At 69.1% G+C, this 24,633-nt stretch carries 30 protein-coding genes; 13 read left to right on the top strand and 17 right to left on the bottom strand.

Annotated features, from left to right (window positions below):
* Window positions 1-88: 88 nt before the first annotated feature.
* From PD653B2_RS19660 to PD653B2_RS19650, 3 genes are read right to left on the bottom strand one after another with little or no spacing between them, the layout of a single operon-like run.
* Window positions 89-544, bottom strand: coding sequence for a DUF6527 family protein (locus tag PD653B2_RS19660; RefSeq protein WP_085874112.1), 456 nt, complete (start codon window positions 542-544; stop codon window positions 89-91).
* Window positions 528-1,715 (bottom strand): ThiF family adenylyltransferase, encoded by a 1,188-nt coding sequence (locus tag PD653B2_RS19655; protein WP_085874111.1) that lies wholly within the window; start codon window positions 1,713-1,715, stop codon window positions 528-530. Before PD653B2_RS19655 ends, PD653B2_RS19660 begins: the two co-directional genes overlap by 17 nt.
* Window positions 1,690-1,995: a multiubiquitin domain-containing protein gene (locus PD653B2_RS19650; protein ID WP_085874110.1), complete on the bottom strand. Its 306-nt coding sequence runs from the start codon at window positions 1,993-1,995 to the stop codon at window positions 1,690-1,692. The genes PD653B2_RS19655 and PD653B2_RS19650 overlap by 26 nt, the downstream gene beginning before the upstream one ends.
* Window positions 1,996-2,134: 139 nt before the next feature.
* Between PD653B2_RS19650 and PD653B2_RS19645 the strand changes: the two genes are divergently transcribed.
* Together PD653B2_RS19645 and PD653B2_RS19640 are read left to right on the top strand one after the other, a co-directional pair.
* The gene (locus tag PD653B2_RS19645; protein WP_085874109.1) at window positions 2,135-2,518 is read left to right on the top strand and encodes a hypothetical protein; all 384 of its coding nucleotides are present in this window, start codon (window positions 2,135-2,137) and stop codon (window positions 2,516-2,518) included.
* Between the two features lie 150 nt (window positions 2,519-2,668).
* Complete coding sequence (locus tag PD653B2_RS19640) at window positions 2,669-3,100, top strand: ImmA/IrrE family metallo-endopeptidase (protein ID WP_207568283.1); 432 nt, start codon at window positions 2,669-2,671, stop codon at window positions 3,098-3,100.
* Between the two features lie 326 nt (window positions 3,101-3,426).
* Here the strand turns inward: PD653B2_RS19640 and PD653B2_RS19635 are convergent, their stop codons facing one another.
* On the bottom strand, window positions 3,427-4,068 hold the full coding sequence (locus PD653B2_RS19635; protein ID WP_133058996.1) for a hypothetical protein: 642 nt from the start codon (window positions 4,066-4,068) through the stop codon (window positions 3,427-3,429).
* Window positions 4,069-4,292: 224 nt separating this feature from the next.
* On the bottom strand, window positions 4,293-4,574 hold the full coding sequence (locus PD653B2_RS19630) for a hypothetical protein (RefSeq protein ID WP_085874106.1): 282 nt from the start codon (window positions 4,572-4,574) through the stop codon (window positions 4,293-4,295).
* 586 nt (window positions 4,575-5,160) lie between these two features.
* On the opposite strand from PD653B2_RS19630, the gene PD653B2_RS19625 reads away from it, so the two are divergent.
* Window positions 5,161-5,493, top strand: a complete 333-nt coding sequence (locus PD653B2_RS19625) for a hypothetical protein (RefSeq protein WP_133058997.1) — start codon at window positions 5,161-5,163, stop codon at window positions 5,491-5,493.
* A 211-nt stretch (window positions 5,494-5,704) separates the two neighbouring features.
* Here the strand turns inward: PD653B2_RS19625 and PD653B2_RS19620 are convergent, their stop codons facing one another.
* The 8 genes from PD653B2_RS19620 to dnaK form a co-directional block, all read right to left on the bottom strand.
* Window positions 5,705-6,451, bottom strand: a complete 747-nt coding sequence (locus PD653B2_RS19620; protein WP_133058998.1) for a hypothetical protein — start codon at window positions 6,449-6,451, stop codon at window positions 5,705-5,707.
* A 401-nt stretch (window positions 6,452-6,852) separates the two neighbouring features.
* Window positions 6,853-8,430 carry a phospholipase D family protein gene (locus PD653B2_RS19615; RefSeq protein WP_085874103.1) on the bottom strand — a complete coding sequence of 526 codons (1,578 nt, stop codon included), beginning with the start codon at window positions 8,428-8,430 and terminating at the stop codon, window positions 6,853-6,855.
* 58 nt (window positions 8,431-8,488) lie between these two features.
* Entirely contained in the window at window positions 8,489-8,638 is a 150-nt protein-coding gene (locus PD653B2_RS25175) for a hypothetical protein (protein ID WP_165763552.1), read from the bottom strand.
* 64 nt (window positions 8,639-8,702) lie between these two features.
* Window positions 8,703-9,590 (bottom strand): NAD-dependent epimerase/dehydratase family protein, encoded by an 888-nt coding sequence (locus PD653B2_RS19610; protein ID WP_085874102.1) that lies wholly within the window; start codon window positions 9,588-9,590, stop codon window positions 8,703-8,705.
* A gap of 76 nt (window positions 9,591-9,666) precedes the next feature.
* Window positions 9,667-10,104, bottom strand: a complete 438-nt coding sequence (locus PD653B2_RS19605) for a heat shock protein transcriptional repressor HspR (protein ID WP_085874216.1) — start codon at window positions 10,102-10,104, stop codon at window positions 9,667-9,669.
* A 5-nt stretch (window positions 10,105-10,109) separates the two neighbouring features.
* Window positions 10,110-11,294 carry a molecular chaperone DnaJ gene (gene dnaJ, locus PD653B2_RS19600; RefSeq protein ID WP_085874101.1) on the bottom strand — a complete coding sequence of 395 codons (1,185 nt, stop codon included), beginning with the start codon at window positions 11,292-11,294 and terminating at the stop codon, window positions 10,110-10,112.
* A 34-nt stretch (window positions 11,295-11,328) separates the two neighbouring features.
* Window positions 11,329-11,928: a nucleotide exchange factor GrpE gene (gene grpE / locus PD653B2_RS19595; protein ID WP_242665356.1), complete on the bottom strand. Its 600-nt coding sequence runs from the start codon at window positions 11,926-11,928 to the stop codon at window positions 11,329-11,331.
* Entirely contained in the window at window positions 11,925-13,790 is a 1,866-nt protein-coding gene (gene dnaK, locus PD653B2_RS19590) for a molecular chaperone DnaK (RefSeq protein WP_085874100.1), read from the bottom strand. Before dnaK ends, grpE begins: the two co-directional genes overlap by 4 nt.
* 276 nt (window positions 13,791-14,066) lie before the next feature.
* On the opposite strand from dnaK, the gene PD653B2_RS19585 reads away from it, so the two are divergent.
* Genes PD653B2_RS19585 through PD653B2_RS19570 form a run of 4 tightly spaced genes read left to right on the top strand, consistent with a single transcriptional unit; the run spans window position 14,067 to window position 16,341 of the window.
* Window positions 14,067-14,798 (top strand): YbaB/EbfC family nucleoid-associated protein, encoded by a 732-nt coding sequence (locus tag PD653B2_RS19585; RefSeq protein WP_133058999.1) that lies wholly within the window; start codon window positions 14,067-14,069, stop codon window positions 14,796-14,798.
* A gap of 41 nt (window positions 14,799-14,839) precedes the next feature.
* Entirely contained in the window at window positions 14,840-15,160 is a 321-nt protein-coding gene (locus tag PD653B2_RS19580; RefSeq protein ID WP_085874098.1) for a hypothetical protein, read from the top strand.
* A gap of 42 nt (window positions 15,161-15,202) precedes the next feature.
* Window positions 15,203-15,922, top strand: coding sequence for a hypothetical protein (locus tag PD653B2_RS19575; protein WP_085874097.1), 720 nt, complete (start codon window positions 15,203-15,205; stop codon window positions 15,920-15,922).
* Window positions 15,919-16,341, top strand: coding sequence for a hypothetical protein (locus PD653B2_RS19570; protein ID WP_085874096.1), 423 nt, complete (start codon window positions 15,919-15,921; stop codon window positions 16,339-16,341). Before PD653B2_RS19575 ends, PD653B2_RS19570 begins: the two co-directional genes overlap by 4 nt.
* On the opposite strand, the gene PD653B2_RS19565 is transcribed toward PD653B2_RS19570, so the two are convergent.
* Window positions 16,316-16,792 carry an NUDIX hydrolase gene (locus tag PD653B2_RS19565; protein ID WP_085874095.1) on the bottom strand — a complete coding sequence of 159 codons (477 nt, stop codon included), beginning with the start codon at window positions 16,790-16,792 and terminating at the stop codon, window positions 16,316-16,318. The genes PD653B2_RS19570 and PD653B2_RS19565 overlap by 26 nt on opposite strands.
* Before the next feature lie 65 nt (window positions 16,793-16,857).
* On the opposite strand from PD653B2_RS19565, the gene PD653B2_RS19560 reads away from it, so the two are divergent.
* Complete coding sequence (locus tag PD653B2_RS19560; RefSeq protein ID WP_085874094.1) at window positions 16,858-17,703, top strand: aldo/keto reductase; 846 nt, start codon at window positions 16,858-16,860, stop codon at window positions 17,701-17,703.
* Between the two features lie 252 nt (window positions 17,704-17,955).
* Here the strand turns inward: PD653B2_RS19560 and PD653B2_RS19555 are convergent, their stop codons facing one another.
* Window positions 17,956-18,453: a MarR family winged helix-turn-helix transcriptional regulator gene (locus PD653B2_RS19555; protein ID WP_085874093.1), complete on the bottom strand. Its 498-nt coding sequence runs from the start codon at window positions 18,451-18,453 to the stop codon at window positions 17,956-17,958.
* Between the two features lie 40 nt (window positions 18,454-18,493).
* Here PD653B2_RS19555 and PD653B2_RS19550 point away from each other — a divergent pair, with 40 nt between their 5' ends.
* Entirely contained in the window at window positions 18,494-19,408 is a 915-nt protein-coding gene (locus PD653B2_RS19550; protein WP_085874092.1) for an EamA family transporter, read from the top strand.
* Here PD653B2_RS19550 and PD653B2_RS19545 read toward each other — a convergent pair whose 3' ends face one another.
* Together PD653B2_RS19545 and PD653B2_RS19540 are read right to left on the bottom strand one after the other, a co-directional pair.
* On the bottom strand, window positions 19,409-19,987 hold the full coding sequence (locus PD653B2_RS19545; protein WP_085874091.1) for a hypothetical protein: 579 nt from the start codon (window positions 19,985-19,987) through the stop codon (window positions 19,409-19,411).
* A gap of 89 nt (window positions 19,988-20,076) precedes the next feature.
* Window positions 20,077-20,508, bottom strand: coding sequence for a nuclear transport factor 2 family protein (locus PD653B2_RS19540; protein ID WP_242665355.1), 432 nt, complete (start codon window positions 20,506-20,508; stop codon window positions 20,077-20,079).
* Between the two features lie 46 nt (window positions 20,509-20,554).
* Between PD653B2_RS19540 and PD653B2_RS19535 the strand changes: the two genes are divergently transcribed.
* From PD653B2_RS19535 to PD653B2_RS19520, 4 genes are read left to right on the top strand one after another with little or no spacing between them, the layout of a single operon-like run.
* A complete protein-coding gene (locus PD653B2_RS19535; RefSeq protein ID WP_085874089.1) occupies window positions 20,555-21,430 on the top strand; it encodes a TIGR03619 family F420-dependent LLM class oxidoreductase in 876 nt (291 codons plus the stop codon).
* Complete coding sequence (locus PD653B2_RS19530; protein ID WP_085874088.1) at window positions 21,430-22,575, top strand: hypothetical protein; 1,146 nt, start codon at window positions 21,430-21,432, stop codon at window positions 22,573-22,575. Before PD653B2_RS19535 ends, PD653B2_RS19530 begins: the two co-directional genes overlap by 1 nt.
* Window positions 22,576-22,589: 14 nt before the next feature.
* On the top strand, window positions 22,590-23,429 hold the full coding sequence (locus tag PD653B2_RS19525) for an SDR family oxidoreductase (RefSeq protein ID WP_207559393.1): 840 nt from the start codon (window positions 22,590-22,592) through the stop codon (window positions 23,427-23,429).
* Between the two features lie 2 nt (window positions 23,430-23,431).
* Window positions 23,432-24,589, top strand: a complete 1,158-nt coding sequence (locus tag PD653B2_RS19520) for a sulfotransferase family protein (RefSeq protein WP_242665354.1) — start codon at window positions 23,432-23,434, stop codon at window positions 24,587-24,589.
* Window positions 24,590-24,633: the final 44 nt, after the last annotated feature.

The raw sequence follows: 24,633 nt of genomic DNA, 5'->3' as shown, positions 1-24,633 counted from the left end.
GCGGCGTCGAGCATCAGCGCGCCGCGGTCCGCAGCGGACAGGGCCGGGCCGTTGCGAACCGGCCCCGCCCGTCTAGCCGCCCGCGGGGTCAGTGGTCGCCGCCACGCCCCAGGAACGGCCGCAACCAGCCGGTCGGCTGGTCGACGTCGTCGCCCGGATCACAGCGGGCGGGCGGCCAGTCGTCGTAGGTGCGGTCGTCGTCGCCGCGAGCGAAGAATGCGCGGTCGCGGTCGCGGTTGCGGGCGATCTCGCGGTCGGTGAAGGTGCGGGCCCAACGGACGACTCCCCCGCGGTCGACGATGTAGTGCGACTTGCAGGGCAAGCTCCAGTTTCCGATGGAGGGTCGGAGTGAGGCGTTGCGGCCGTCGTAGGTGAGCGACCACTGAGCAGGGCCGAGCGGGGTGATGACTTCGTTGCCGCAGCCGCAAGCGCAGAGATGTCCGCAGGTTCCGTACTCGATGGAGATGTACAGGACGCCGGGGTTCATCGAGTCCGGGAAGGACTCGATGAACTCCGGCTTGTATTGGTCAGTCTTCGTCGTCATGGACGGTGTCCTGGTGGGTGATGTGGTTGGTGAAAAGGGAGTAGGTGAAGAAGGTTTCACGGGCGCCGTCGGCGTAGAGCCCGAGGTGTCGCTTCCAGGTGATGACACCGAGGATCGCGTTGAGCGCATTAAGGTCGGCGATCTGGATGTTGCGGTCATAGTCGTCGAGATCCGGGTCGTCGGTCTCGGGGACCGACTCTCGGGTGGGGGTCGTGTCGGGGAGACCGAGGGTGACGCGCAACAGGCCGGAGAGCTTGCCATCGATCTCCTCGACGCCCATCCCGACGTCGATGAACGGGATGTTGTGCTCGACGAGGTAGTTGATGATCGGGATCTTCGCCTTGGTGTCGTCCATGGAGATGAACACGAACGTGAACGCGTCGAGCAGGTGGAGGTTGGTCTCATCGATGTACTCCGGGTGCGCGGTGATCCCGGTGTGCATATTGGAGTAGAGCTCAGCGAAGTACTCGGCCTTGTTGGGCCGCTCGCGGAGCTTGTCGAGCGTGGCCGCGCTGGGTGCGCGGAACGCGTTGTGGTTGTCGAAGGTGTCGCCGTCGAAGCACGCGATCGCGTCGACGGGGGTCTTGGCGACCTGGTCGAGGATGTAGCCTCCGGAGCCGCCGAGGCCGACCATGCCGATCCGCTGGCCGCGGAATACCTTGTACAGCGATGCGATGCCGGCCCGGGTGGCCGCGGTGTCGCGGTAGACGAACGGGAGGTCGTCTTCGACTTCCTGCCAAGCGGCACCGGGAGTGGCGGTCGCGGTCGGGTCGATCGCGGCGGCCGGGTGGGACAGGATCCGGGCGTACGCGACGACCTTCTCGTACTCGCTGGGATACCCGTTGGGGCCTGGCTTGGACGAGAGCATGAAGCTGGCGCGGAAGTTCTCGGAGACGATCCGCTCCTCGGGGTTGGCGCAGCTGATCTGGTGGCCGTGCTCGTTGCAGGGGATAGTGTCGCCGCCGAACCAGATGCGGTGGTCGGTGTCGGACACGATCCGGTCGCCGGAGACGGTCACGGGGTAGGTGAGGAACCCGAGGCGCACTTCACGGTCGGCGGTCACGTACGGGATGTGCCGGATCACCAGGTGGCCCGCCTGGACGACGACGTCGTAGCCGTCGTCCAGGAGGCGACCCAGGTCCGGGTCAGGAACGGATCGTGAGGTAGACATCGAACGTCATCTGGTTCTTGACGTACACCGAGCGGCCGGCAGTGAGAGAGCCCTCGCGGTTCTCCTTCGGGCCACGGGTGTAGGCGATGGTGACCTCTTCGGTCTCGTCGAGGACCTTGCCGGGGAAGCGGATCTGCACGAGGTCCTCGTAGGAGATCTGCTCCTTGTTCCAGTCGGTCTTGCGGGTGTTGATGATGAGGGTGAACGTCTTGGTCGGGTGACCCTTGTTCCCATTGTTGTCGTTGTCGTCGGTGTGCTTCTCGGTTGCGGTCGCGGTCATCGCGGCGGCCCCTCCTTTGTCGGTGCGTACGGAGTTCCTGCTGGTGTTGCGATTTTATCTTACTGCTCGAAGTTTCGAGCAATGCTAACGTATCACACATGCTCGACTCTTCAAGCACCACTTACTTCTCGGGGCACCGATGAACACCGGCCCGACCGTTGACGTGAAGACGCTGCACGCCGCGCTGGATAAGGCCCGCGAGGATGCAGATCTGTCGTGGAGGGGGTTAGCGAAGGAGATCGGCGTGAACGCGTCGACGATCTCGCGGATGCAGCAGGGCCTAAAGCCGGACGTGAACGCGTTCGCGGCAATGACCACCTGGCTGCGGATGGACGCGGAGAAGTTCTACCTGGCCGGCGACGACGCCCCAGCGACCGGTGACCCGGCGCCCCTGATGTCGGAGTTGACTGCTTTGCTTCGAGCGAGGCCGGATCTGCCGGACAAGAACCGTTCGTACTTGGAGGACGTCATCGAGGCCACGTTGCGTCGGTTCGAGTCCGAGCGCACCCAGGGTGGCCACTGATCCGTGAGCGCGAAGAAGGGGTGGACCCAGGCGCGTATGCGTGAGGTCGCCAAAGAGGAACGTGACGAGCTCGGCCTCGATCCGTTCGATCCGTTGGACCCGTACGAGCTCGCTGAGGCTCACGGCATCCCTACCTACACCCTGACCGACTTGCTCGACCACGGTCTGGACCCCGAGACCAGGGACCACTTCCACGCCGCTGGCGCCCGTGACTGGTCCGCGGCCCTGGTGCCGCTGGGTACCGCGCGGGTGATCGTGGAGAACGAGTCGCACCTGGAGGTGCGGCGTCGGTCGAACATCGCACACGAGATGGGCCACCACCTCCTGGAGCACCCATTCGACAGCGTCATCCTCGGCGAGGACCACAAGGAGCAGTTCGACCCGGCCCTAGAGAAGCAGGCCGCGTTCATCTCCGGTGAGCTGCTGGTACCGGACGAGGGTGCCCGCAAGGCGGCGTACGCGGGGTGGGACAACGCGAAGGTCGCCCGAACGTTCAACGTCAGCGAGCAGTTCGCTCAGATGCGGATGTACGGCGCCCGGGTCATCGCTGCGCGCGCCGCGAAGAAGTACTCCCGCACCTGAGCGCGCCGGGCGATCCGCTACTCCTCGTCCGAGGTGACCACCGGAACGCAACGTGCCAAAGTCAGCGTCTCCGACCGCCGCGTCGAAGAGTCGTGCCTCGCAAGTTCCCTGAGGACCTGAACCAGGGCAGGCGGTCAGCGACTTCGCGGCGCAGAAACCGAACACGTCGCGCTCTGCCGCATCCGAGCAGTCGTCGCGTTGTCCCGAGGTGGCATGAGCCACCGCGCCGTCGCGGAGGTCACCGGCATCTCCATAACCCGCGCGGGGCAGCTCGTGGCCGACTCGCGGTTCAACCTTGACCGGGCTCGACACCGACGAGCACCAGGTCAGATGCAGGTCCGGTAGTCCGGCGCTTCCTCGTTGAACCGGTCGAGGACCTCGGCGTGACCGGCGGTGGTGAGCCATCGGCGCCACGCGTCGACGGTGGCGAGAATGATGCCCACCCGTTCCCACTGCAACCACGTGTTCAGGTTCGCGATCTGGTACTGCGTGAGCAGGTAGGCCAGCCGCTCGTCGTCGATACGTCGGGCGATCGCCTCGACCGTCTTCGGGAACGGTGCACCGTGCGCGGTGGTCCACACGGGCCTATCAAAAGCAACGCCCCCGGCGTTGCCGGAGGCGTTGATGAAAGAACTGGACGGGTCCCGCTTGTGAGCGGGAGGCTCGCTGTCACCGTCAGGGAGACCGTCGCCGTCATCGACCGCGCGCTTCCGCATCTCACCGAGGGCCTCGCCGAGGCGGTCGGCGGCGGTCTGCGGGCCGTCATCGGGGTTTTCGGCCCCGTTCGGCCGGGAGTGCTTGAGCGCATGGTCGACGAGCGCAGCGGTCATGCGGGCGTAGAGGGTCTCGTCCGCGTCATCCAGGATGCCGAGGGCGCGTCCCGTGCCCATTAGCTTGCCGGCGCGCGAAAGCAACTCGTCAGCGTCGAGCGCATCGAGGTTCGCGTTCGTCAGGTCGGCGTTGGCCATCTGGAACGACCAGAGGAGCTCGTCGGTGAGGCGGGGAGCGACCGCTTCGATGAACTCGAGGGCCAGGTCCATCCAGACAGGCTGGGAGCCGCGGCCTCCACTTGGTGAGTTCTCGGCGCTCATACCAGCCTCCTTAACCATAAGGTAGTTGGAGGTCCGAGGAATTGCCACGACCCCGCCCACAAATCTCGGGAACGGGGTGAATTTTCTTCTGCGTGAAGGTGTTAGTGCCTCAGGTGGACCTCGATCGGGGTGCCGGCGAAGTGGTACTGGACGTTGGGGTCGCTCACCGTCATCGGGCGAAGGACCTCGTTCAAGGAGGTGGCGAACTCGTCCACCTCGCGACGGCAACTGACGCCGACGTCATAGATCGAGAAGTTCGTGATCACCGCATCGCTGTCGGGCTTCACGAACGTCAGGGGGTCCCGCCCGGCCAACTTGTTGTTCACGGCCTTGACCACGCCGAGGACCGACACCCCGGCCGGCACGTCGACCGGGATGGTCACCCAGGCCCTGTACTGAAGATGCTCTGGTTCTGCTTGGCCGTCCGGGATACTCAGGTCCATCAACGGGTGCGACCCACCAGGCGCTGCGGTCGGAAAGTCGCTGCATCCATAGAAGATGACGCTTCGAGGGCGCCCGGGACTGAGCTGCTCTTCGCTCATACCGTCACCTCGTCCGCGCTTGGAGAGACCCCCGCCTGCGGGGAACCCCTCGAGCCGAAAGCCCGGGTCCTGTTCGCGCGGCAGCGAAGGTGCTCAACTTGGTCGACGCCTGCGGGCCCCCCATTGAGAGCGTTTGGAAGCCTGCGGACCCGCCCGACACTACGCTCACCGACCCTCGAAGAGCCAGATCTGCACAAAAGTTCACATGATCGACCAAGGATCGTCATATCTGGCGCGACACGCCGACAACAGCGGGCGATACCCGCCCCGGCTTCGGCACAGACCTGCAGTGCGAAACGGTCGGACCGCCGCGACGCCATGGCTGTTATAACACCCCGCCGAGCACCCGAATGGTGTGAGACACGCCGATGATACGTGATACGCGTTTCGCGTATCGTGTACCGTGCATCACGTAGGCTCGTTAACTGTGCCCGAAGCAAGCTTGTTCGACCGAGCAGACGTACGTGACCTGTCGCGACGCATGCTCGGCCAGGACCACAAGCTCTCCGTGCTCCTGTTCGTCGCCCGCCACCGCGACCAGGCCTTCAACCTCGGAGACGTATCCGACTGGATCGGCGCCCGTAACTCCAGCTCCGTGCAGAAGCCGCTGAAGGACCTCTACGAGTGCGGCCTCATCATCGACGCCGTCACCGCCCCCACCGACCGCACCCGTGCGTACGTCGCGACCGTCAGCAGCATGTGGGCCGCAGCCGAAGAGCTGTACGCCTCCCTCGAAGGCGACGAACCCCATCTCTTCTAGGTATAGAGATGACGGTGCCTCCGGTCCTGCAACCGGGGGCACCGCTAAGTACCTCGTCAGCGGCAGCCACACCACCCCCACCTCACTCTGCAGGTCCGGCCTTCCAGGTTGCACGAAGCGTTCCCAGCAGCAGGTTGACTACCTCCTGGACCTATCGCGATGAATACTGATCTGCCGCGATGTGCGTGTTTCCGCCCGCGACAGGCGCCCACTACGTCCCTTCCATGCCGACCACGGAAGCGGCCGCGAAGCGGTCTTCGATATCCGTCAGCGTTGTCCGCAGTGAGTCCGAGTTCAAGGCTTCTGCGATCGCATGAAGCGCGATACCAAGCGCGACAAAGCACCTTCCTTCCAAGGACTCACCGCGCGACGCATGGGGGGTTCGGGAGAGTTTGTAGACACCCTCGATCTGTTCCAGGTACGGGGTCGCGGAGGCTTGGGTGGCGTGGCTCAAGGAGGTCTCACTGAGCCACGCCACGTAAACGTGGGCTAGCTCGGTGACCTCGAACCTCTCTGCGATGTTCCCGCCCCCCTTCACCTGCGGCGCAGGAGGTCTCGCTTCGATCTCGGCGATGAGCTCAGCCCACGCAGCGGGCCACTTTGGATCATCCGGATACAGGTCTTGCGCCTCGGCTGTCGCGAGTGCTCGTTTGAGGTTCCTCGCCCACCGCTGATGTGAGTTGTGTAGCCCACCAAGGCCCGCGTCCCAGACCTGACGGAGCCAGTGCATCCCAACTGCGTACTCGATCGCCGCACGCACCAGGGGACTTGTCGTGCTGGCTAGCCCGGCGTCATGCACGATGAGGGCGCCTCTTACCGTGTCGATCGTCTGGACGAACCAGGAGTGGATGACGGCGAGAACCGCGCTATCGGTCGATGTCGCAAGACTGACCTCGCAGAGGTCAAGCAACTCCTCCAGGATCATCCGCTGGTCGTGAGGTGAAGTCCCCTGATCCATGGGCACAGTGTTCCGCAGAACGAATGTTGGCAATTCGGACGGCTGCAGGCTTGACCTCAATCAAGCCAGCATCGGCCCCACCTGCGGAATGCGCTATCCGCCTCTACCGTCCGGTCACGTCATAGCCCCGTCTGTCAGCCGGGTCTTCGGCGGGTCGCATCCTGATGGCGATGACCGCCCGGTCGCTGCCGCGGGTGACGTCGCAAATCAGCCGAGCTCCATCGTTTCGTCGTTGGCATCAAGCCCCTTGATCCAAGATTTGATCTCTTCGAGCTGCCTGACCACGTCGTTCCGCCGCGAAGGAGGTGGCGCTCCACTAACCGCGCATGACAGGCGGGGCAGGTTTCCCGCAGCTGCCACACGCCCAGCGGCGCGCAGCTTCCACCGTCAACGGTCTCGCGTCAGAACTCGTCGGCCCGTCGCAGGTCCTTCGGGCGCCCGTCCGGGTCGTGCACGAGCTGGTAGAACGGGCGGGCGAGCAGGCGCGTCAGCGGTCCGACGTCGGGCGGGGAGAGCCGGCGGAGGCGGCCCGGCGGGCGCGGCCCCGGTCGGCCCGCGGCGTGCCAGGCGTCGAGGGCGGCGGCGCACTCGGCGTACGCCGCGAACATGCCTGCGGGCTCGACGCAGTCGGCCATCGCGTCGTCGGGGTCGCGGTCGAGGTGCTCGGCGGCCAGCTCCAGACGCAGGGTGCGGGCGTAGGTCTCGGCGGTGTCGATCACGACGGCGGACAGCTCCGAGTCGTGGGTCCACGACCGGCGGTTGAAGTTGTCCGAGCCGATGCTCGCCCAGGTGTCGTCGATCAGGCAGGTCTTGGCGTGGACGTAGATCGGGGTGCCCGCGTCGTTCTCCAGCCCGTAGACCGCGACCCGGTCCGGCGCCGCTCGCATCATGTCGAGCATCGCCCGACGCCGCCCGACGAGCTGCGCGGTGCGGCTGAATCCCTCCACGTCGGGGTGCAGCGGGACCACGGCGATGACGTGCAGGTCGGGGTGGTTGCGCAGCGCCTCGGTGAAGACGTTGCCCACCTGGTTGCCCCAGAGGTACTGGTCCTCGACGTAGATCAACCGGCGGGCCCGCCCCACCGCCTTGGTGTAGCCGCGGGCCACGCTGCGCTCGCCGCCGCGGGCGAACGCGTAGTCGCGGCCGCGGCGGAGGTCGGGGTAGGTGCGGAGCAGCTGCACCACGTGGGTCCCGCCCGCGACCGCCGGTGGTGGGGGCGTCTGCTCGGGGAGCGGGTCGGGGGTGGTGTCGAGGCCACGCAGCCGGTCGCGCACCAGGATGATCGGGCTCCGCGTGAGAGTGGTGGGGTCCTCCCAGCGCTCCCGGAACACGGTCTCGACGTCGTGGACCGCGGGGCCGCTGATGGCCGCCTGGAGGTCGTGCCAGGGTGGCGTGTCGCCGTACTCCTCCGCCATGGAGTCGAGGGCCTGCGGGTCGCCGCCGTGGGCGCGGTCGTCGCGACGCGAGTGGCACAGGTCGATCCCGCCGACGTAGGCGATGTCCCGGCTCGGGTCGTCGCGGTGCCGGATCACCACCAGCTTCTGGTGGTGCGACCCGCCGGTCCGCACCCGCATGTCCAAGATCGCCTCCGCGCCCCGCCGCTGCAGGGCGCGGCCGAGCCGGAGGTTCTCATCGGAGGTGAAGCCGATCGCGCTGGTGTGGGAGCGCCACACCAGGCCGCGTACGTCGACGCCGCGCTCGTCGGCGCGGCCCAGCACCTCGACCACCTCGCTGCCCGGCCGGCCGGTCAGCTGCTCGTCGGCGTCGCCCTGCCAGTCGGTGAAGAGGACCAGGTCGCCCGCGCGCGTGGCCTCGATCCGGTCGAACAGCTCGGCGAAGTACGACGCTCCGTGCACCAGCGGCCGGACCAGGTTGCCCTCCGACCACGCGACCCCCGGCGGGTGGACGTCGTCGAGACGGGTCGTGGGGTTGCCGCGCTCCTGCTGGGTCAGGAGCCAACCGCTCACGTCGTCGAGCACACCGTGAGTGTGCCTCACATGGTCCCCGTCGGCTGACGGGGACGCCAGGCCGCGCTGCTCAGGCCGGGTCGGCCGGCGGGTTCACCTCGGGGTCGTCGTCGGGCCCCGGCTCGGGCTGCGGGTCGACGTCCGGCCGCTCGGTGGGGTCCGTGGGCTCCGGGCTTCCGCCCGGGGGGCCGTCCGTCGTCGTGCGCTTGGGGATCGTCATCGTCATCGTCATGACCCCCGGTACCCCGCGCGGCGGCGTCCATGAACACCCCGGCGCGTGGACCTCAGGCGGGCAGGACGTCTCGCCAGGAGTGCTGCGGAGCGAAGCCGAGCAGGTCGCGGGCCTTGTCGATGGCGTAGAAGGTCTCGTCGCGGCCCATCTCCCGGCGCACCGGCACGCCGTCGTAGAAGCGGTCCCGGATCTCCTGCGTCGTCGCGGCCACGGACATGTCGGCGTTGGCGACGTTGAAGACCTCGTAGCCGAGCCCGTCGGTCTCGAGGCAGCGCTGGACCATCTGGCCCAGGTCACGGGTGTCGATGTAGGCGAAGAGGTTGCGCCGCCGCAGCGACGGTTCGGCGAGGAACGGGGGGAACATCTCGGCGTACTCGTGCGGCTCGATGACGTTGTTGATCCGCAGGCCGTAGATGTCCGCCCCGGTGCGCGCGTGGAACGAGCGCGCCGTGACCTCGCCGGCGACCTTCGACATCGCGTAGGAGTCCTCGGGGACCGTCGGGTGCTCCTCGTCGACCGGCACGTAGAGCGGGCGCCGCTCGCCTTGGGCGAAGCAGACGCCGTACGTCGTCTCGGAGGAGGCGAAGACGATCTTGCGCACGCCGAGACGGGTCGCGGCCTCGAGCACGTGGTAGGTGCTGAGCACGTTGGTCGCGTACGTCGCGGCGTCCGAGCGCAGCAGGATCGCCGGCACCGCGGCGAAGTGCACGACCGCGTCGTAGCTCGGCTGCTCGGGCAGGTCCAGCTCCTCGAAGGTGGCCAGCCCGGCCAGCGCCGAGTAGGTCTCACCGGCGTCGGTCAGGTCGACCCGGAGGTCGGCCACGTCCGGGTGGCCCAGCGGGACGAGATCGGCGTTGGTGACCTGGTGGCCCTGGGCGGCGAGGTACGGGGCGACGTGCTTGCCCGCCTTGCCGCTGCCGCCGGTGAAGAAGATGCGCATGTGACCGCGGTACCCGCATCGGGCGGGTCCACCCATCCCGGGACACAGCCCGGGGCCGCGCGAGGGTCGGCGGCGGCTAGCGACCCCGGCGCCAGACCACGATCGACTGTCCGGCGTCGGGCTGCCGGAGGACCGGCAGCTTGTTGGGCAGCCCGTCGGCACGCCGTACGGCGAGGGCCTGGCGCAGCGCGTCGCGGGTGGCCTCGAGCTCGGCCGCGAGCTCGTGGTTGCGCTGCGCGAGGGCGGCGACCTTGTTCTCGAGGTCGAGGATCCGGCGCACCCCCTCGATCCCGATGCCCGACGACGTCAGGTCGGAGATCTCGCGGAGCAGCTCGATGTCGCGGTGCGAGTAGCGCCGCCCGCCGCCGCCGGTGCGGCCCGGCGTGATCAGGCCCATCCGCTCGTAGGTGCGCAGCGTCTGGGGGTGCAGGCCGCTGAGCTCAGCGGCGACGCTGATCACGAACACCGCGGCGTCCGGCCCAAGGGGCTGGAACGGCGGACGCTGCCCACCCATGCCGCTCACGCTCCCTCGAAGAGGTTCGCACGCAGCGGCTTGTCCGCGGTCGCGGCCCGGTAGGCCTCGACCGCCTCCCGGGCGGCCCCGTCGAGCACCGCAGGCACCTGCACCTCGACCGTGGCGAGCAGGTCGCCCTTGGTGCCGTCGGACTTGGTGGCGCCCTTGCCGCGCACGCGGAAGGTGCGCCCGTTGGGCGTGCCCGCGGGGACCTTCAGGGTCACCGGGGCGCCTCCCAGCGTCGGGATCTTGATCTCGGCGCCGAGCGCGAGCTCGTCGAAGGAGACCGGCACGTCGAGCGTCAGGTTGTCGCCCTTGCGGCCGAACAACCGGTGCGCGGAGACCTTGACCGTGACGAACAGGTCGCCGGCCGGGCCGCCGTTCTCACCGGCCGCACCCTTGCCACGCAGCCGGATCCGCTGGCCGTCCTTGACGCCCGCGGGGATGCGGGCCTGGATCGAGCGGGCCGACATGCCGCGGCCGCTGCCGTGGCAGGTCGGGCAGGCCTCGTCGTAGACGAGCTGGCGGCCACCGCAGGCCGGGCAGGTCTCGTTCATCGAGAACGCACCACCGACCGAGGCCACCACGAAGCCCGCTCCGTCGCACTCGGGACAGACGTGCGGCTTGGTGCCGGGCTTGCCGCCCGTGCCGTTGCAGTCCGGGCAGGGCGCGTCCGAGGTCAGCCGCAGCGAGATCGTGACGCCGTCGAGGGCGTCGGTGAAGCTGATCGTCGCCGTGGTCTCGACGTCCGAACCCTTCTGGGGGCGCGGCCGGGACTGCCGGGCGCGACCGCCGAAGAGGTCGCCGAACATGTCGCCGAAGCCGCCGCCACCGCCACCGCCGGCCCGCTCGCGGAGCAGGTCGTTGATGTCGAACCCCGCGCCGCCGCCCCCGGGAGCACCGCTGCCGAAGCCCGCCGGGAAGCCGCTGCGGCCGGAGCCGTAGAGCGAGCGCATCTCGTCGTACTTCTTGCGCTTCTCCGGGTCACCGACGACGTCGTAGGCCTCGGCGACGGCCTTGAACTTGTCGTGCTTGGCGGTGTCGCCGGGGTTCGAGTCGGGGTGGTTGGCGCGCGCCAGCTTGCGGTAGGCCTTCTTGATCTCGTCGTTCGACGCGTCCTTCTTGACGCCCAGCTGGGCGTAGAAGTCCTTCTGGGCCCAGTCGGCCCGGAACCCGTCCGTGGTGCTCACGCGGTCACCTCCCCTCTCTCAGTCGTTCCAGTCGTCATGCGGTCGGCGGGTCGACCACCAGCACCTGCGCGGCCCGGACCACCCGGTCGCCGATGCGGTAGCCCGCCTTGGCGATCACCTTGCAGGTGGTGACCGCGACCTCGGGGTCCTCGCCGATGTGGGAGAGGGCCTCGTGGACGGTCGGGTCGAAGGCGTCGCCGACGGCACCGAACTTGGTCAGGCCGACCGCCTCCACGGTGCGCTCCAGCTGGTCGGCGACGGCCTTGAAGCCGCCTTCCAGCGGGGCGTGCTCGCGGGCCCGGTCGATCGTGTCGAGGACCTCGATGATCGGCGCGAGCGCGGCGTACGTCGCGTTCTCGCGGATCAGCTCGCGGTCGCGGTCGACCCGGCGCTTGTAGTTGACGAACTCCGCCTGGAGGCGCTGGAGGTCGGTGGTCCGCTCCGCCAGCGCCATCTGGGTGACGACGAGCTCGTCCTCGGTGGTCGAGGGCGCGGCCGAAGCCGGCTCCTCCTCGACCTCGGTCTCGTTGGCCATCTCGGCAGCCTCCTCCGGGAAGGCCCCCGCGGGGGAAGGAGCCGGCGTCGGCTCCTCCCCCTGCGGCGTGACGTCCTCGTCGTACGGCGAGTCGGTCACTTGGTCTCGCCCTCAGCAGCAGCGTCGTCGGTGCCCTCGTCGACGATCTCGGCGTCGACGACGTCGTCGTCGGCCTCGCCCGTCGAACCGTCGGAGCCACCGGCGGCAGCAGCGTCCGCCTCGGCCGCGGCGTACATGGCCGCGCCCATTTTCTGGCTGGACTCACCGAGCTTGGTGACGCCGGCCTGGAGCTCCTCGGCGCTGGCCTCGGCGTTCTCCAGGGTCGCCTTGAGCGCGTCGACGTCGGCCTGGACCTCGGTCTTGACGTCCTCGGGCAGCTTCTCGGCGTTGTCGGCGAGGAACTTCTCGGTCGTGTAGACGAGCTGGTCGGCTTGGTTGCGGGCCTCCACCGCGGCGCGCCGCTTGGCGTCCTCCTCGGCGTACTGCTCCGCGTCGCGGACCATCCGGTCGATCTCGTCCTTCGACAGCGCGGAGCCGCCGGAGATCGTCATCGACTGCTCCTTGCCGGAGCCCTGGTCCTTCGCGGACACGTGGACGATGCCGTTGGCGTCGATGTCGAAGGTGACCTCGATCTTCGGGATGCCCCGGGGTGCCGGCGGCAGCCCGGTCAGCTCGAAGTTGCCGAGCGGCTGGTTCTGCGCCCACATCTGGCGCTCGCCCTGGGCGACCTTGATCTCGACCGACGGCTGGTTGTCGTCGGCGGTCGTGAAGATCTCGGACCGCTTGGTCGGGATCGTGGTGTTGCGCTCGATGAGGTTGGTCATCACGCCGCCCTTGGTCTCGATGCCGAGGGAGAGCGGGGTGACGTCGAGGAGCAGCACGTCCTTGACCTCGCCCTTGAGCACGCCGGCCTGCAGGGCCGCGCCGATGGCGACGACCTCGTCGGGGTTGACGCCCTTGTTGGGCTCCTTGCCGCCGAGCAGCTCCTTGACGAGCTCGGTCACCGCCGGCATCCGGGTCGAGCCGCCGACGAGGACGACGTGGTCGATCGCGGAGACCGCGACGCCGCCGTCCTTGAGGACGCTCTGGAACGGCGCCTTGGTGCGGTCGAGCAGGTCGGAGGTCAGCTTCTGGAACTCGCTGCGGGTGAGCTTCTCCTCGAAGTGCAGCGGGCCGGACTCGCCGTGCGTGATGTACGGCAGGTGGATCGTGGTCTCGGAGGACGACGACAGCTCGATCTTCGCCTTCTCGGCGGCCTCCTGGAGGCGCTGCTTGGCGATCTTGTCGGCCGCGAGGTCGACGCCGTTGTTGTCCTTGAACTTCTTGACCATCCAGTCGACGACGCGGGCGTCCCAGTCGTCACCACCGAGGTGGTTGTCGCCGGAGGTCGCCTTGACCTCGACGACGCCCTCACCGATCTCGAGCAGGGACACGTCGAACGTGCCGCCGCCGAGGTCGAAGACGAGGATCGTCTGGTCGTCGCCCTTGTCGAGGCCGTAGGCCAGCGCGGCCGCCGTCGGCTCGTTGACGATCCGGCTCACGTTGAGGCCCGCGATCTCGCCGGCCTCCTTGGTGGCCTGGCGCTGCGCGTCGGAGAAGTACGCCGGGACCGTGATCACCGCGTCGGTGACGGTCTCGCCGAGGTAGGCCTCCGCGTCGCGCTTCAGCTTCTGCAGGATGAACGCGCTGATCTGCTGCGGCGTGAAGTCCTTGTCGTCGATCTTGGTCTTCCAGTCGGTGCCCATGTGCCGCTTCACGGACCGGATCGTCCGGTCGATGTTGGTGACGGCCTGCCGCTTGGCGACCTCACCGACGAGCACCTCGCCCGACTTGGCGAAGGCGACGACGGACGGGGTCGTGCGGGCACCTTCTGCGTTTGCGATGACGGTGGGTTCGCCACCCTCGAGGACGGCGACGACGCTGTTCGTCGTGCCGAGGTCGATGCCGACCGCACGTGCCATGGTTGAACTCCTCTGGTTGCTGAACAAGAAATCTGTGGGTGGTGCCGCGTGGGCACTCTAGGCGACCACCCGGCCAGTGTTGCAAATAAGTTGAGTCGAACCAACTCAACTTCGTTCATCGGGTCCAACGCAGGCAGTACCGGTCGTTGTTCCCGGTCGACGGGCCGACTTCGGCGCTCGAGCGCCCCGACCGGAGTTTGGTCTCCGGCCCCGCCGGGCAGGAGTCGACGAACGCAGCAGACGTCGACGAGAGAGCTCGGAACCATGGTCGACCCGATGGACCGCATTGCCAGGGCGCGCGACGGCCTCGACCGCGCCGCCCAACCGTTCGAGCGGGCCGCCGCCCGCCGCGAGACCGTGACCGCCGCCGACACCAGCGGGCAGGTCACGGTCCGGATGGCGGCCGACGGCACGATCGAGGACATCCTCGTCGAGCGTGGCTGGACCGCCCGCCTCGATCCCGAGGAGCTGGGTTCCGCGGTCCTGGAGGCCTTCTCGAACGCCGGTCTCACCGGGGCCCAGGAGTGGGGACGGGCCGTCGCCGAGGCGGCCAGTGAGCCCGCTCCACCCACCCGCCCGCTCCCCTCGACCCACGACAGCGTCTACGCCCAGCTGAGCGAGGTGGCCTCGCCCGAGGCGCTCGCGGGCCGGTCCGAGGCGTCGTTGCGCGCCATGGTCGAGATCCTCAGCGCCGTGCGCGCCGATCTCGACCGGGTCTCCGCGGAGGCCGAGGCGCTCGGCGCACGTCGCCTGGTCGGCGAGGCGCAGGGTGCGCGGGTGACCCTCACCGGCACCGGAGCGCTGATCGGCGCGGACGTCGACCCCGACTGGGCCGCCACCACCGATCCCGCCAACCTCGGCGCCCGGCTGATGGGCGCCTATCGCGACGCCCGCCGGCAGGCGCGGGAGCGCGCCGTCGACGACCTCGTCGCCGAGAGCAGCATCGGCGAGCTCCAGCGGCTCACGGCCGACCCCCACGCGCTCGCCGACCGGCTGCGGCTGACCTGACCCACCCCACCGACTCCTACCCACGACACAGGAGGCACGCGATGACACTGCAAGCAGACCTGAAGGCGCTCGAGACGGACGCCGGCACCTGGGACACGATCTCCTCGACCCTCAGCGCGGCGGCGTCCTCGGCCGACGGGATCTCCCTCGGGACTCCGGAGCTCTCCTGGGCCGCCGAGGTCACCGGCCTCACCACGACGTACGCCGAGTTCCAGACCCAGGTCGCCGACCGCCTGCGCGAGGGAGAGAAGAACACCTCGACGTTGGCCGACGGGCTGCGCGCCGTGAAGAGCGCCTACGAGAGCACCGACGCCCACGCCCGCGACGAGATGGACGGCCTCTGGGACGCCGTGTCCGAATGAGGCCGACCGCCCACCGTCGCCCGTAGACCAGGAAGGCAGACCATGAACCCCCTCATCCAGGAGATCCTCGACCTCGTCGACGATCTCCGCGCGAAGTTCGACAGCCTCCAGAACAAGATCAACGACGCCCTGAGCTGGGTGCCCTGGGGCCTCGGCTGGGTCGTCGACAAGATCCACGACGCGTGGGACAGCCTGGTCGACAAGTGGAACGAGTTCTGGGACTCCGCCGAGCTGATCTTCGGCAACATGGGGTCGCCCGACGCGCTCGAGTCCGCGTCCCAGAGCTGGAGCACCGGCGTCGGCTCGCCGGTCAGCGCGCAGGCGGGCAACGCCGACCGGGCACTCCTCCAGTCCGACGACCACTGGACCGGCCAGGCCGCGGACAACTACTTCCCGAAGTCCCAGCTGCACAAGACCGCCATGGAGAAGATCCAGACCAACTACGTCGACGGCGTGAGCGGAGTGCTCGACACCGTCCGCGGCGGCCTGACGAAGTTCTACGCCGGCCTGATCACGGCCCTCGGCGCTCTCGTCGCCGGATTCATCGGCGCCCTGGCGGCCTCCGGCACGATCGTGGGCATCCCGGCCGGCATCGTCATCGCCGCCGGCGCGTGCCTCATCGCGATCGGCGCCTTCTACACGGGAGGCACGCTGCTCAAGAGCGACTGCACCAGCGCCCAGACCGATCTGGTCGCGACCATGAGCGACAAGACGGGCTTCCCGGGAGGCACGTGGCCGCCGGGAGCGATCCTCACGGCATGAACACGTCCTCCGACACCCGCGCCACCGGCGCCCTGTCCCGCACCGCACGCGGGCGGTCGGGGCTGCGCGCCCTCGCCGCGCTGGTGCTGGTGCCGGTCGCGGTCGCCGTCGGCTGGCTGGTCCCCCAGGCACTCACCAGCGAGGGGGCGACCACCTGGCTGCAGTGGTCGGTCGCCGTGGGCGTGGTCGTCGAGGTCCTGGTCGTCCTCGCCAACCTGGCACCGCGAGCCCGCGACGGCCTGGCGCGCGCCGCGACGTACGTCGGCGCCGCGCTGCTGGTCTCCCTGGCGCTGGGCGCGGTCCTCTTCGTGGTCGACGACGTCCCGGCGCTCGACGTGGTCTACCTGGCCGCCCTGACGGCCGTGCCGCCCGCCTTCGCGATGGTGCTGGCCGTCATGACCCGGCGCGACCCGGGCTGAGCCCGGCCATCCGCATCCCGACGTCGACCAGCGCGACCCGGTCGAGCCCGGCCACCTCGTCGACCGGGAACCACTGCGCCTCGTCGGTGCTGCCGTCCACCTCGTGGGTCAGCTCGCCGCCGACGATCCGCGCCTCGAAGATCACGCGCACGTTGCGCAGCGGGCGACGGGAGCCCGTCGTGCGGTCCTCGACGGGGATCACCCACGTGTCGACGCCGAGCAGGCGGACGAGCTCCACGTCGTAGCCCGTCTCCTCGCGCAGCTCGCGCACCGCGCCCTCCTCGACGGTCTCGTCGAGGTCGACCCCACCGCCGGGGAGCGTCCACTGCGGGCGGGAGGGCTCGTTCCAGAGCGCCAGCAGGACCTGCGCGCGCCCGTCGACGGTGTCCACGACGACGGCGTAGGCGCCGAGCCGGGTGTCGTACTCCGTGTAATGCGGCTGGTCGGTCACGTGAGCATTGTCGCGGCCGGGGCGGATTCGGAATAGTTCACCGGTCCTCGGGCACTGAACCAACCATGACTGTTCCGACCATCGCCCTGAACAACCAGACGACCATCCCTCAGCTGGGCTTCGGGGTCTACCAGGTTCCGCCGGCGCAGACCGCGGACACCGTCACCACAGCGCTCACCGTCGGCTACCGCCACATCGACACGGCGCAGATGTACGGCAACGAGCAGGAGGTCGGCGAGGCGCTCAAGGCCTCGGGCCTCGCCCGGGACGACCTCTACATCACCAGCAAGCTCAACAACGGCTTCCACCGCCCGGACGACGCCCGCCGGGCGTTCGACGAGACCCTCGACAAGCTCGGCCTCGAGCAGATCGACCTGTTCCTGATCCACTGGCCGCTGCCGACGCTGTACGACGGCGACTACGTCTCGACCTGGCAGACCCTCACGGAGTTCGTCGAGGACGGCCGGGCCCGGTCCATCGGCGTCTCGAACTTCCAGCCCGCCCACCTCGACCGGATCGTCGCCGAGACCGGCGTCGTGCCGGCCGTGAACCAGATCGAGGTGCACCCCTACTTCACCAACGAGGACGCCCGGGCCGCCTCGATCCGGCACGGCATCGAGGTGGAGGCGTGGTCACCGATCGCGCAGGGCGCGGTGCTCGACGACGCCGTGATCGGCAAGATCGCGGCCGCGCACGGCAAGACGCCGTCGCAGGTCACCCTGCGTTGGCACGTCGAGCGCGGCGACATCGTCTTCCCGAAGTCGATGCGCGAGGAGCGGATGCGCGAGAACTTCGACATCTTCGACTTCACCCTCACCCCCGACGAGGTCGCCGAGATCAGCGCCCTCGACCAGGGCGAGGCCGGCCGCACCGGCCCGAACCCGGACACGTTCGACTACGTGCCTGGCTGACGGGTCTCGATACGCTCGCTGGCGCTCGCTACTCGACCGACGACCGACCGTCGTGGGCCGAGGAGCCGTCGCCGCTCGACCGACGACCGATCGTCGTGGGTCGAGGAGCCGTCGCCGCTCGACCGATCGTCGCTGGTCGTCGTGGGTCGAGTAGCCGTCACCGCCCGACCGACGACCGATCGTCGCTGGCCGTCGTGGGTCGAGTAGCCGTCGCGAGGAACGAGCGACGGCGTATCGAGACCACCGGCACGCTCACGCGTCGACGGCCCGGCCCCACGTCTCCAGGAGGCGTGCGAGCCGGGCCCGCTCGATCTCGTCGAGCGACGCGACCAGCCGGTGCTCGTTGGCGATGTGCGCCGCGAAGGCGCGGTCGATGAGGTCGCGACCGGCGTCGGTCAGGGCGATGACGCGGCCGCGGGCGTCGCCGTCGCCGACCCGGCGGGTGACCCAGCCGCGCTCCACGCAGCGGTCGACCCGCTTGGTGACCGCGCCGGACGACACCATCGTGTAGGCGGCCAGGTCGCTCGGCGTGAGCTCGTACGGCGCACCCTCGCGGCGCAACGTGGCCAGGACGTCGAACTCACCCTCCCCCAGGCCGTACTCGGCGTAGACCGCGACCAGCTCCTCGGTGAGGCGGGCGGCGAGCCGGTGCAACCGACCGATGATGCCGAGCGGCGAGACGTCGAGGTCGGGTCGCGCCTCGCTCCACTTCGCCATGATCCGGCCGACGTGATCGAGATCGCTGCCCATGGATGTGAATATATCTCACGCGGAAGATACAATGGTTTCCATGGAAGCTAGTTGGCGGACCCTGAGCCTCACCGCGCTGGCCCCCATCGCGTGGGGCTCGGGCTACTACGTCACCGAGACGTTCCTGCCGCCGGACCGCCCCCTCTTCGGGGCGACCGTCCGTGCGCTGCCGTTCGGCCTGCTGCTGCTCGCGCTGCGTCCCGGGCTCCCTCGCGGCATCTGGTGGTGGCGGTCGCTGGTGCTCGGCACCCTCAACATCGGCGCGTTCTTCGCGCTGATCTTCGTCGCGGCCTACCGACTGCCCGGCGGGATGGCCGCCACGCTCACCGCGACCTCGCCGATCCTGGTGATGCTGATCGCCTGGGGCCTGATCCGTGAGCGCCCGCGCGCGGCCTCCCTGGCCGGTGCGGCCGTCGGGGTCGCGGGGGTCGCCCTGCTCGTGCTGCGCTCCGGGGTCACCGTCGACCCGATCGGCATCGCCGCGTCGTTCGGCGCGGTCGCCATGTCGTCGGTGGGCTTCGTGCTGGTCAAGCGCTGGAAGCCCCCGGTCGGCCTCGCCACCTTCACCGCCTGGCAGCTGGTCGCTGGCGGCCTGGTGCTCCTGCCGATCGCGCTGGTCGTCGAAGGCGCCCCGCCGCCGCTCGGTCTGCGCGCGGTCGGCGGCTTCCTCTACCTCGGCCTCGTCGGCACGGCGCTGGCGTACGTCGTGTGGTTCCGCGGCCTGCGCCGGCTCCCGGCCGGGGCCGTGTCCCTGGTCGGCCTGCTCAACCCGGTCTCCGGCACCGTCGTCGGGGTGGTCCTCGCGGGCGAGACCTTCGGCGCCGTCGAGGCGCTCGGCCTGCTGATGGTCCTCGGGGGCATCCTGGCCGGCCAGCCGTCGGTCGCCGCGCTGCTGCGCCGGCGCGCGCCGGTCGTCGTACCGGCACCCGCCCGGGAGCTCAGTCGGGCTGCGTGATCAGCCGACGGTGACGGTGACCGCGTTGGACCGCACGCCGGTGTCGGTGTCGCGGACCCGGAACTTGTTGATGCCGGTCTGACCCGTCTGCACGTAGGTGGAGAAGGTCTCGTTGCTCACCGAGGCGGTCACCTGGAACTCGGTCCACGAGCCGGCAACGAAGCGCTCGACCTGGAGGATGGCGCCCTCGCCACCCGGGTAGGTGCCGGTCAGGTCGATCCGCTCCATGGGGCCGACCGAGACCTGGCCCGCGGAGAGCGAGATCGCGAACTCGGGCGACTCCGACTCGGTCGGCTCGGGGGTGCTCGAGGGCTCCGACGAGCCCGACGACTCGCCCGGCTGCAGGCTGACCAGCGGGCCGCTCTCGGTCGGCGTCTTCTCCGGCCTCGGCAGGTACATCGACCGCTCGGAGCTGGAGCCCGACCCGCCGCCGTCGCCGCCGATCCCGAGCACCCGGCTGCCGGCGACCACGGCGAAACCGAGGATCAGCCCCACCACGACCGTCACCCCCACGAGCGCGACGAGGCCCGTGAGGATCGGGTGCCCCTCGGAAGGGCGGTCGGGCAGCTGCTCGGCCACGTGCGGTCATCTCCCCCTGCTGGTGTGGTGCGTCGCAGCCATTGTCGATGACGGGGCCAAGCCGGCCAAACGGGGACGGGGCGGCGCGGCTAGATCCCCTGCTTCCAGACGACTTCCTCGTGGAGCCTGCGGCTGCGCCAGCCGGCCGGCGTCCGGACCATCGTGTGGTGGTAGATCCCGCCGATCTCGACGAAGACCTCCCTGCCTCCACCGGTCGGCAACATCATCGGGTTGTGGAAGTACGCCGACACGACCGCCTCGTCGCCGTCGAGCTCGATCGCGACCTGGGCGAGCGAGTGCATCCGCTTCGAGAAGATGGGCAGGTTCTCGGCCAGCCAGGGCTTGATCGTCGGATAGGTGGCCGCGATCCCGCCGGACTCCGTGTAGTCGATCTCGGCGTCGGGCGTGAAGACGTCGTCCAGCTCGTCCCACTCGCCGGTGTCGATCGCCCGGGTGTAGCGGATCAGGACGTCCTCGATGTCGAGCCGGTCCACGTGGCGCTGCGGCAACTGGTCGGTCACGGCCCAACTCTGGCACACAACTGGAACACGTTCTAGTGTGTGGCCCATGCGATTCACCTACGCCGAGGCCATGACCCAGGCGACGTACTACGCCCCCCTGGCCCAGGCCGCGGAGCAGGCCGGCTACACGTCGATGACGGTCGCCGACAGCCTGATCTACCCGAAGAACTCCGACTCGAAGTACCCCTACACCGACACCGGCGACCGGGAGTTCCTCGACGGCAAGGAGTTCATCGAGACGATGGTGCTGTGCGCGCACCTCTTCGCCCACACCACGACCCTGCGCCTCACGCCGTTCGTGCTGAAGCTGCCGGTGCGCCCGCCGGTGCTGGTCGCCAAGCAGGCGTCGTCGCTGGCGTTCCTCTCGAACAACCGGCTCGGGCTCGGCGTCGGCATCTCGCCCTGGCCCGAGGACTTCGCCAACCTCCAGGTGGACTGGGCGAAGCGCGGCAAGCGGATGGACGAGTGCATGGACATCCTGCGCGGCCTGACGACCGGGGAGTTCTTCGGCTACGACGGCGAGTTCTACCAGATCGACGAGCTCAAGCAGGTCCCCGGAGCGACGGAGAAGATCCCGCTGCTGGTCGGCGGCCACGTCGACAACGCGCTGCGCCGCGCCGTCCTCAAGGGCGACGGCTGGATGCACGCCGGCGGCGACGGTGAGGAGCTGGACCGGCTGCTGGCCCGCCTAGCCGAGATCCGCAAGGAGGAGGGCGACACCCGCGACGACTTCGAGGTGCACGTGATCTCGTACGACGCCTACGACCTCGACGGCATCAAGCGCCTCGAGGACAAGGGCGTCACCGACTGCATCGTCGGCTTCCGGGTGCCCTACATCAAGGGCCCCGACACCGAGCCGCTCGAGAAGAAGATCGAGCACCTCGAGCGGTACGCCGAGCAGATCATCGCGAAGGCAAGCTAATGAGCCAGTCCTCCGGCCTGACCAAGCCGCTCCAGGACGCGATCGCGGAGGCCGAGGAGCTGATCGCGAACGCGCCCTTCATCCGCACCGAGCAGGACCTGCTGGAGGGCTACGACTACCTGTCCGGCCGGATCCGGATGGCGATGCAGATGGCCTTCGACCACGACCTCGAGCGCCCGCTCTTCATCAACCCCACGCACCAGTTCTCGCGGCAGGGCCTCGACAACCCGGACGCCATCTACTTCAACGCCTACCTCAAGGAGGGCGTCGAGTACGTCGTGCGCGGCCGGCGCGGCACCAGCGCCGACCTGTCCTTCCAGGTCATGGGCGGTGCCTACACGGCCGACTCGGCCGCGACGTCGCTGATGGCGTTCGACGACCGCGAGCTCGACATCCGACCCGACGGCTCCTTCGAGTTCACCTACGTCGCCGAGCCCGGCGCGAAGACGATGATCGTGCGCGAGGTCTTCAACGACTGGGACACCGAGGAGCGCGGCCAGCTCTGGATCGAGCGCACCGACACGGTCGGCAAGCCGGCCACCCCACTGAGCCGCGACCGCCTCGCCAAGAAGTACGAGGTGGCCGCCAAGCTGCTCACCGGGTCGATCCAGACCTGGTTCGCCTTCCCCCAGTTCTTCCAGTACCAGGAGCCGGTCAACCAACCGACCGCGCCGCAGTCCACGCCGGGCGGCCTGTCGTCGCAGCGCTCCTCGATCGGCCACTACGCGCTCGAGGACGACGAGGCGCTGATCGTCACCGTGCCGGAGTGCACCGACTGCTCCTACCAGGCGATCCAGATCGGCTCGGACTGGTACGCGTCGACCGACTACGAGACCCACCAGACCTCGCTGACCAAGGCCCAGGCGGTCACCGACCCCGACGGCAAGATGCGCTTCGTGATCTCGGAGGGCAACCCCGGCATCGCCAACTGGCTCGAGTGCACCGGCCACCGCACCGGTGCGATCATGCTGCGCTGGCAGCGGCTCGAGCGCGACCTCGGCCCCGAGGACGGTCCGGTCGTCGAGCACGTCCTGCTCGCCGACGTCCCCGAGAGGCTCCCGCACTTCACCCCCATCACCACCGAGGAGTACGCCGAGCGGATCGCCGCCCGGCAGCGCTCCGTTGCCCGAAGGATGCTGAGTTGAAAGACGAGACTGGGTTGAGCGAGCTCGGTTACGCCGAGGCCCACGACACCTCGATCGAGGAGCGCTACACCGCCGTACCCCTGCTGAAGGGGAAGGTCGTCGTCATCTCCGGCATCGGTCCCGGTCTCGGCCGGTCGCTGGCCGAGGAGGCCGCCAAGATGGGCGCGGACCTGGTGATCGCCAGCCGCACCGAGTCGCGGCTGCTCGAGCTCCAGGCGGAGCTCGAGGGCCACGGCGTCAAGGTCGTCAGCGTGGTCACCGACGTGACCGACGAGGACTCCCGCGTGAACCTGCGCGACAAGACCCTCGAGGCGTTCGGCCGCGTCGACTGCGTCATCAACAACGCGTTCACGATCCCGCCGATGGACCCGATCACCCAGATCAGCCCGCACAAGCTCGCGAAGGTCAACGAGACCAACGTGTTCGCGCCGCTGCGGCTCTCGGCGCTGTTCGCCGACGCGCTCTCGGAGACCAAGGGCTCGATCATCATGCTCAACTCCTGCGTCTCCTTCTCCTCGCAGCCGGAGTACGCCGGCTACAAGCTCTCCAAGGGCGCGCTCGAGCACCTCGCCTCCTCGCTCGCGACCGAGCTCGGCCCGCGCGGCATCCGGGTCAACAGCGTGGCCCCGTCGTACATCTACGAGGACGTCAACCGCGGCTACTTCGACTTCCTGGGTGCCGTCGAGAACAAGACGCACGAGGAGGTGTACGCCGAGAAGGCGGCGCCGACCGATCTCAAGCGGCTCGCGTCCTCGGAGGAGGTCGCCCGCGCGACGCTCTTCCTCGCCAGCGACCTGGCCTCCGCGGTCACGGGTCAGATGCTGACCGTCGACTGCGGCGAGTTCCACAGCTGACCATGTCGGACAACATCATGGTGCGCGAGCGGCCCGACCTCGGGACGTACGACGACATCGTCGCGGCCGCCGTCCGCACCACCGGGATGAGTGACTTCGGGGGCACCGCCCACGAGGAGGGGCTGCGGGTCCTGGTCGAGGACCTCGCATCCCCGGAGGCCGGGCTGACGCCGCGGGGCAACTACTTCCAGCGCTCCGAGGTGAAGTCGGCGCTGGTCGGCGTACTCCTCACCCAGGCGCAGTTCGCCGCCCACCCGGAGCATCGCGACGTCCCGATCGAGCGGCCGGTCTTCCTGATGGGCCTGCCGCGCACCGGCACCACCGCGCTGCACCGCTACCTGCACGCCGACCCGCGCGCCCAGGGCCTGGAGATGTGGCTGACCCAGTACCCGCAGCCGCGGCCGCCGCGCGAGACGTGGGACACCGACCCGATCTTCACCGCCATGCAGCAGGCGTTCTCGGCGCACCACGTCGAGAGCCCGGAGTTCATGGGCATCCACTACATGGATGCCACCACCGTGGAGGAGTGCTGGCGGCTGCTGCGCCAGACCGGCAAGTCCAACTCCTACGAGTCGCTGGCCAACCTGCCGCGCTACACCGAGTGGCTGAAGCGGCAGGACTGGACGGACGCCTACGCGCGGCACAAGGAGAACCTCCAGCTGGTCGGCCTCAACGACCAGGAGAAGCGCTGGGTGCTCAAGAACCCGTCGCACATGACCGCGCTCGACGCGCTGATGACCGTCTACCCCGACGCGCTGATCGTCTACACGCACCGCGACCCGGTCACCTGCATCGCGTCGTCGTGCTCGCTCTCGGCCGAGACCACGGCCGGCCACAGCTCGACGTACGTCGGCGGCGTCATCGGCCACACCCAGCTCGACCTGTGGTCGCGCGCCTTCCACGCCTTCCACGACGCGCGGCCGGCGTACGACCAGAGCCAGTTCGTCGACGTGGCCTTCGAGGACCTGGTGACCGACCCGCTCGGCGTGACCCGGCGGGTCTACGACCAGTTCGGGCTCGACTGGACCCCCGAGGTGCAGGCGGCGATCGAGGCGGTCGACCAGGAGTCCAAGCAGGGCAAGGCGAAGCCCTCGCACACCTACACGCTCAAGGACTACGGCCTCACCGAGGCGCGGGTCCGGGCCGCCTTCGACCGGTAGACCGACTTATTTCCGGTAGTCCCTGACGTTTCGGGGGTCGAACC

This window comes from Nocardioides sp. PD653-B2 (assembly GCF_002117935.1).
Taxonomy (GTDB): Bacteria; Actinomycetota; Actinomycetes; order Propionibacteriales; family Nocardioidaceae; genus Nocardioides.
This window is presented reverse-complemented; position numbering and strand designations above follow the sequence as displayed.

Coding starts and splice junctions, on each gene's coding strand:
- PD653B2_RS25175 (WP_165763552.1), bottom strand. CDS start 8,638: ATGACGATCCCCAAGCGCACGACGACGGACGGCCCCCCGGGCGGAAGC.
- PD653B2_RS19605 (WP_085874216.1), bottom strand. CDS start 10,104: ATGGGTGGGCAGCGTCCGCCGTTCCAGCCCCTTGGGCCGGACGCCGCG.
- PD653B2_RS19535 (WP_085874089.1), top strand. CDS start 20,555: ATGCGATTCACCTACGCCGAGGCCATGACCCAGGCGACGTACTACGCC.
- PD653B2_RS19655 (WP_085874111.1), bottom strand. CDS start 1,715: ATGTCTACCTCACGATCCGTTCCTGACCCGGACCTGGGTCGCCTCCTG.
- PD653B2_RS19550 (WP_085874092.1), top strand. CDS start 18,494: ATGGAAGCTAGTTGGCGGACCCTGAGCCTCACCGCGCTGGCCCCCATC.
- PD653B2_RS19610 (WP_085874102.1), bottom strand. CDS start 9,590: ATGCGCATCTTCTTCACCGGCGGCAGCGGCAAGGCGGGCAAGCACGTC.
- PD653B2_RS19650 (WP_085874110.1), bottom strand. CDS start 1,995: ATGACCGCGACCGCAACCGAGAAGCACACCGACGACAACGACAACAAT.
- PD653B2_RS19530 (WP_085874088.1), top strand. CDS start 21,430: ATGAGCCAGTCCTCCGGCCTGACCAAGCCGCTCCAGGACGCGATCGCG.
- PD653B2_RS19575 (WP_085874097.1), top strand. CDS start 15,203: ATGAACCCCCTCATCCAGGAGATCCTCGACCTCGTCGACGATCTCCGC.
- PD653B2_RS19580 (WP_085874098.1), top strand. CDS start 14,840: ATGACACTGCAAGCAGACCTGAAGGCGCTCGAGACGGACGCCGGCACC.
- PD653B2_RS19560 (WP_085874094.1), top strand. CDS start 16,858: ATGACTGTTCCGACCATCGCCCTGAACAACCAGACGACCATCCCTCAG.
- PD653B2_RS19645 (WP_085874109.1), top strand. CDS start 2,135: ATGAACACCGGCCCGACCGTTGACGTGAAGACGCTGCACGCCGCGCTG.
- PD653B2_RS19620 (WP_133058998.1), bottom strand. CDS start 6,451: ATGGATCAGGGGACTTCACCTCACGACCAGCGGATGATCCTGGAGGAG.
- dnaK (WP_085874100.1), bottom strand. CDS start 13,790: ATGGCACGTGCGGTCGGCATCGACCTCGGCACGACGAACAGCGTCGTC.
- PD653B2_RS19660 (WP_085874112.1), bottom strand. CDS start 544: ATGACGACGAAGACTGACCAATACAAGCCGGAGTTCATCGAGTCCTTC.
- PD653B2_RS19585 (WP_133058999.1), top strand. CDS start 14,067: ATGGACCGCATTGCCAGGGCGCGCGACGGCCTCGACCGCGCCGCCCAA.
- PD653B2_RS19635 (WP_133058996.1), bottom strand. CDS start 4,068: ATGGCCAACGCCGACCTGACGAACGCGAACCTCGATGCGCTCGACGCT.
- PD653B2_RS19570 (WP_085874096.1), top strand. CDS start 15,919: ATGAACACGTCCTCCGACACCCGCGCCACCGGCGCCCTGTCCCGCACC.
- PD653B2_RS19520 (WP_242665354.1), top strand. CDS start 23,432: ATGTCGGACAACATCATGGTGCGCGAGCGGCCCGACCTCGGGACGTAC.
- PD653B2_RS19555 (WP_085874093.1), bottom strand. CDS start 18,453: ATGGGCAGCGATCTCGATCACGTCGGCCGGATCATGGCGAAGTGGAGC.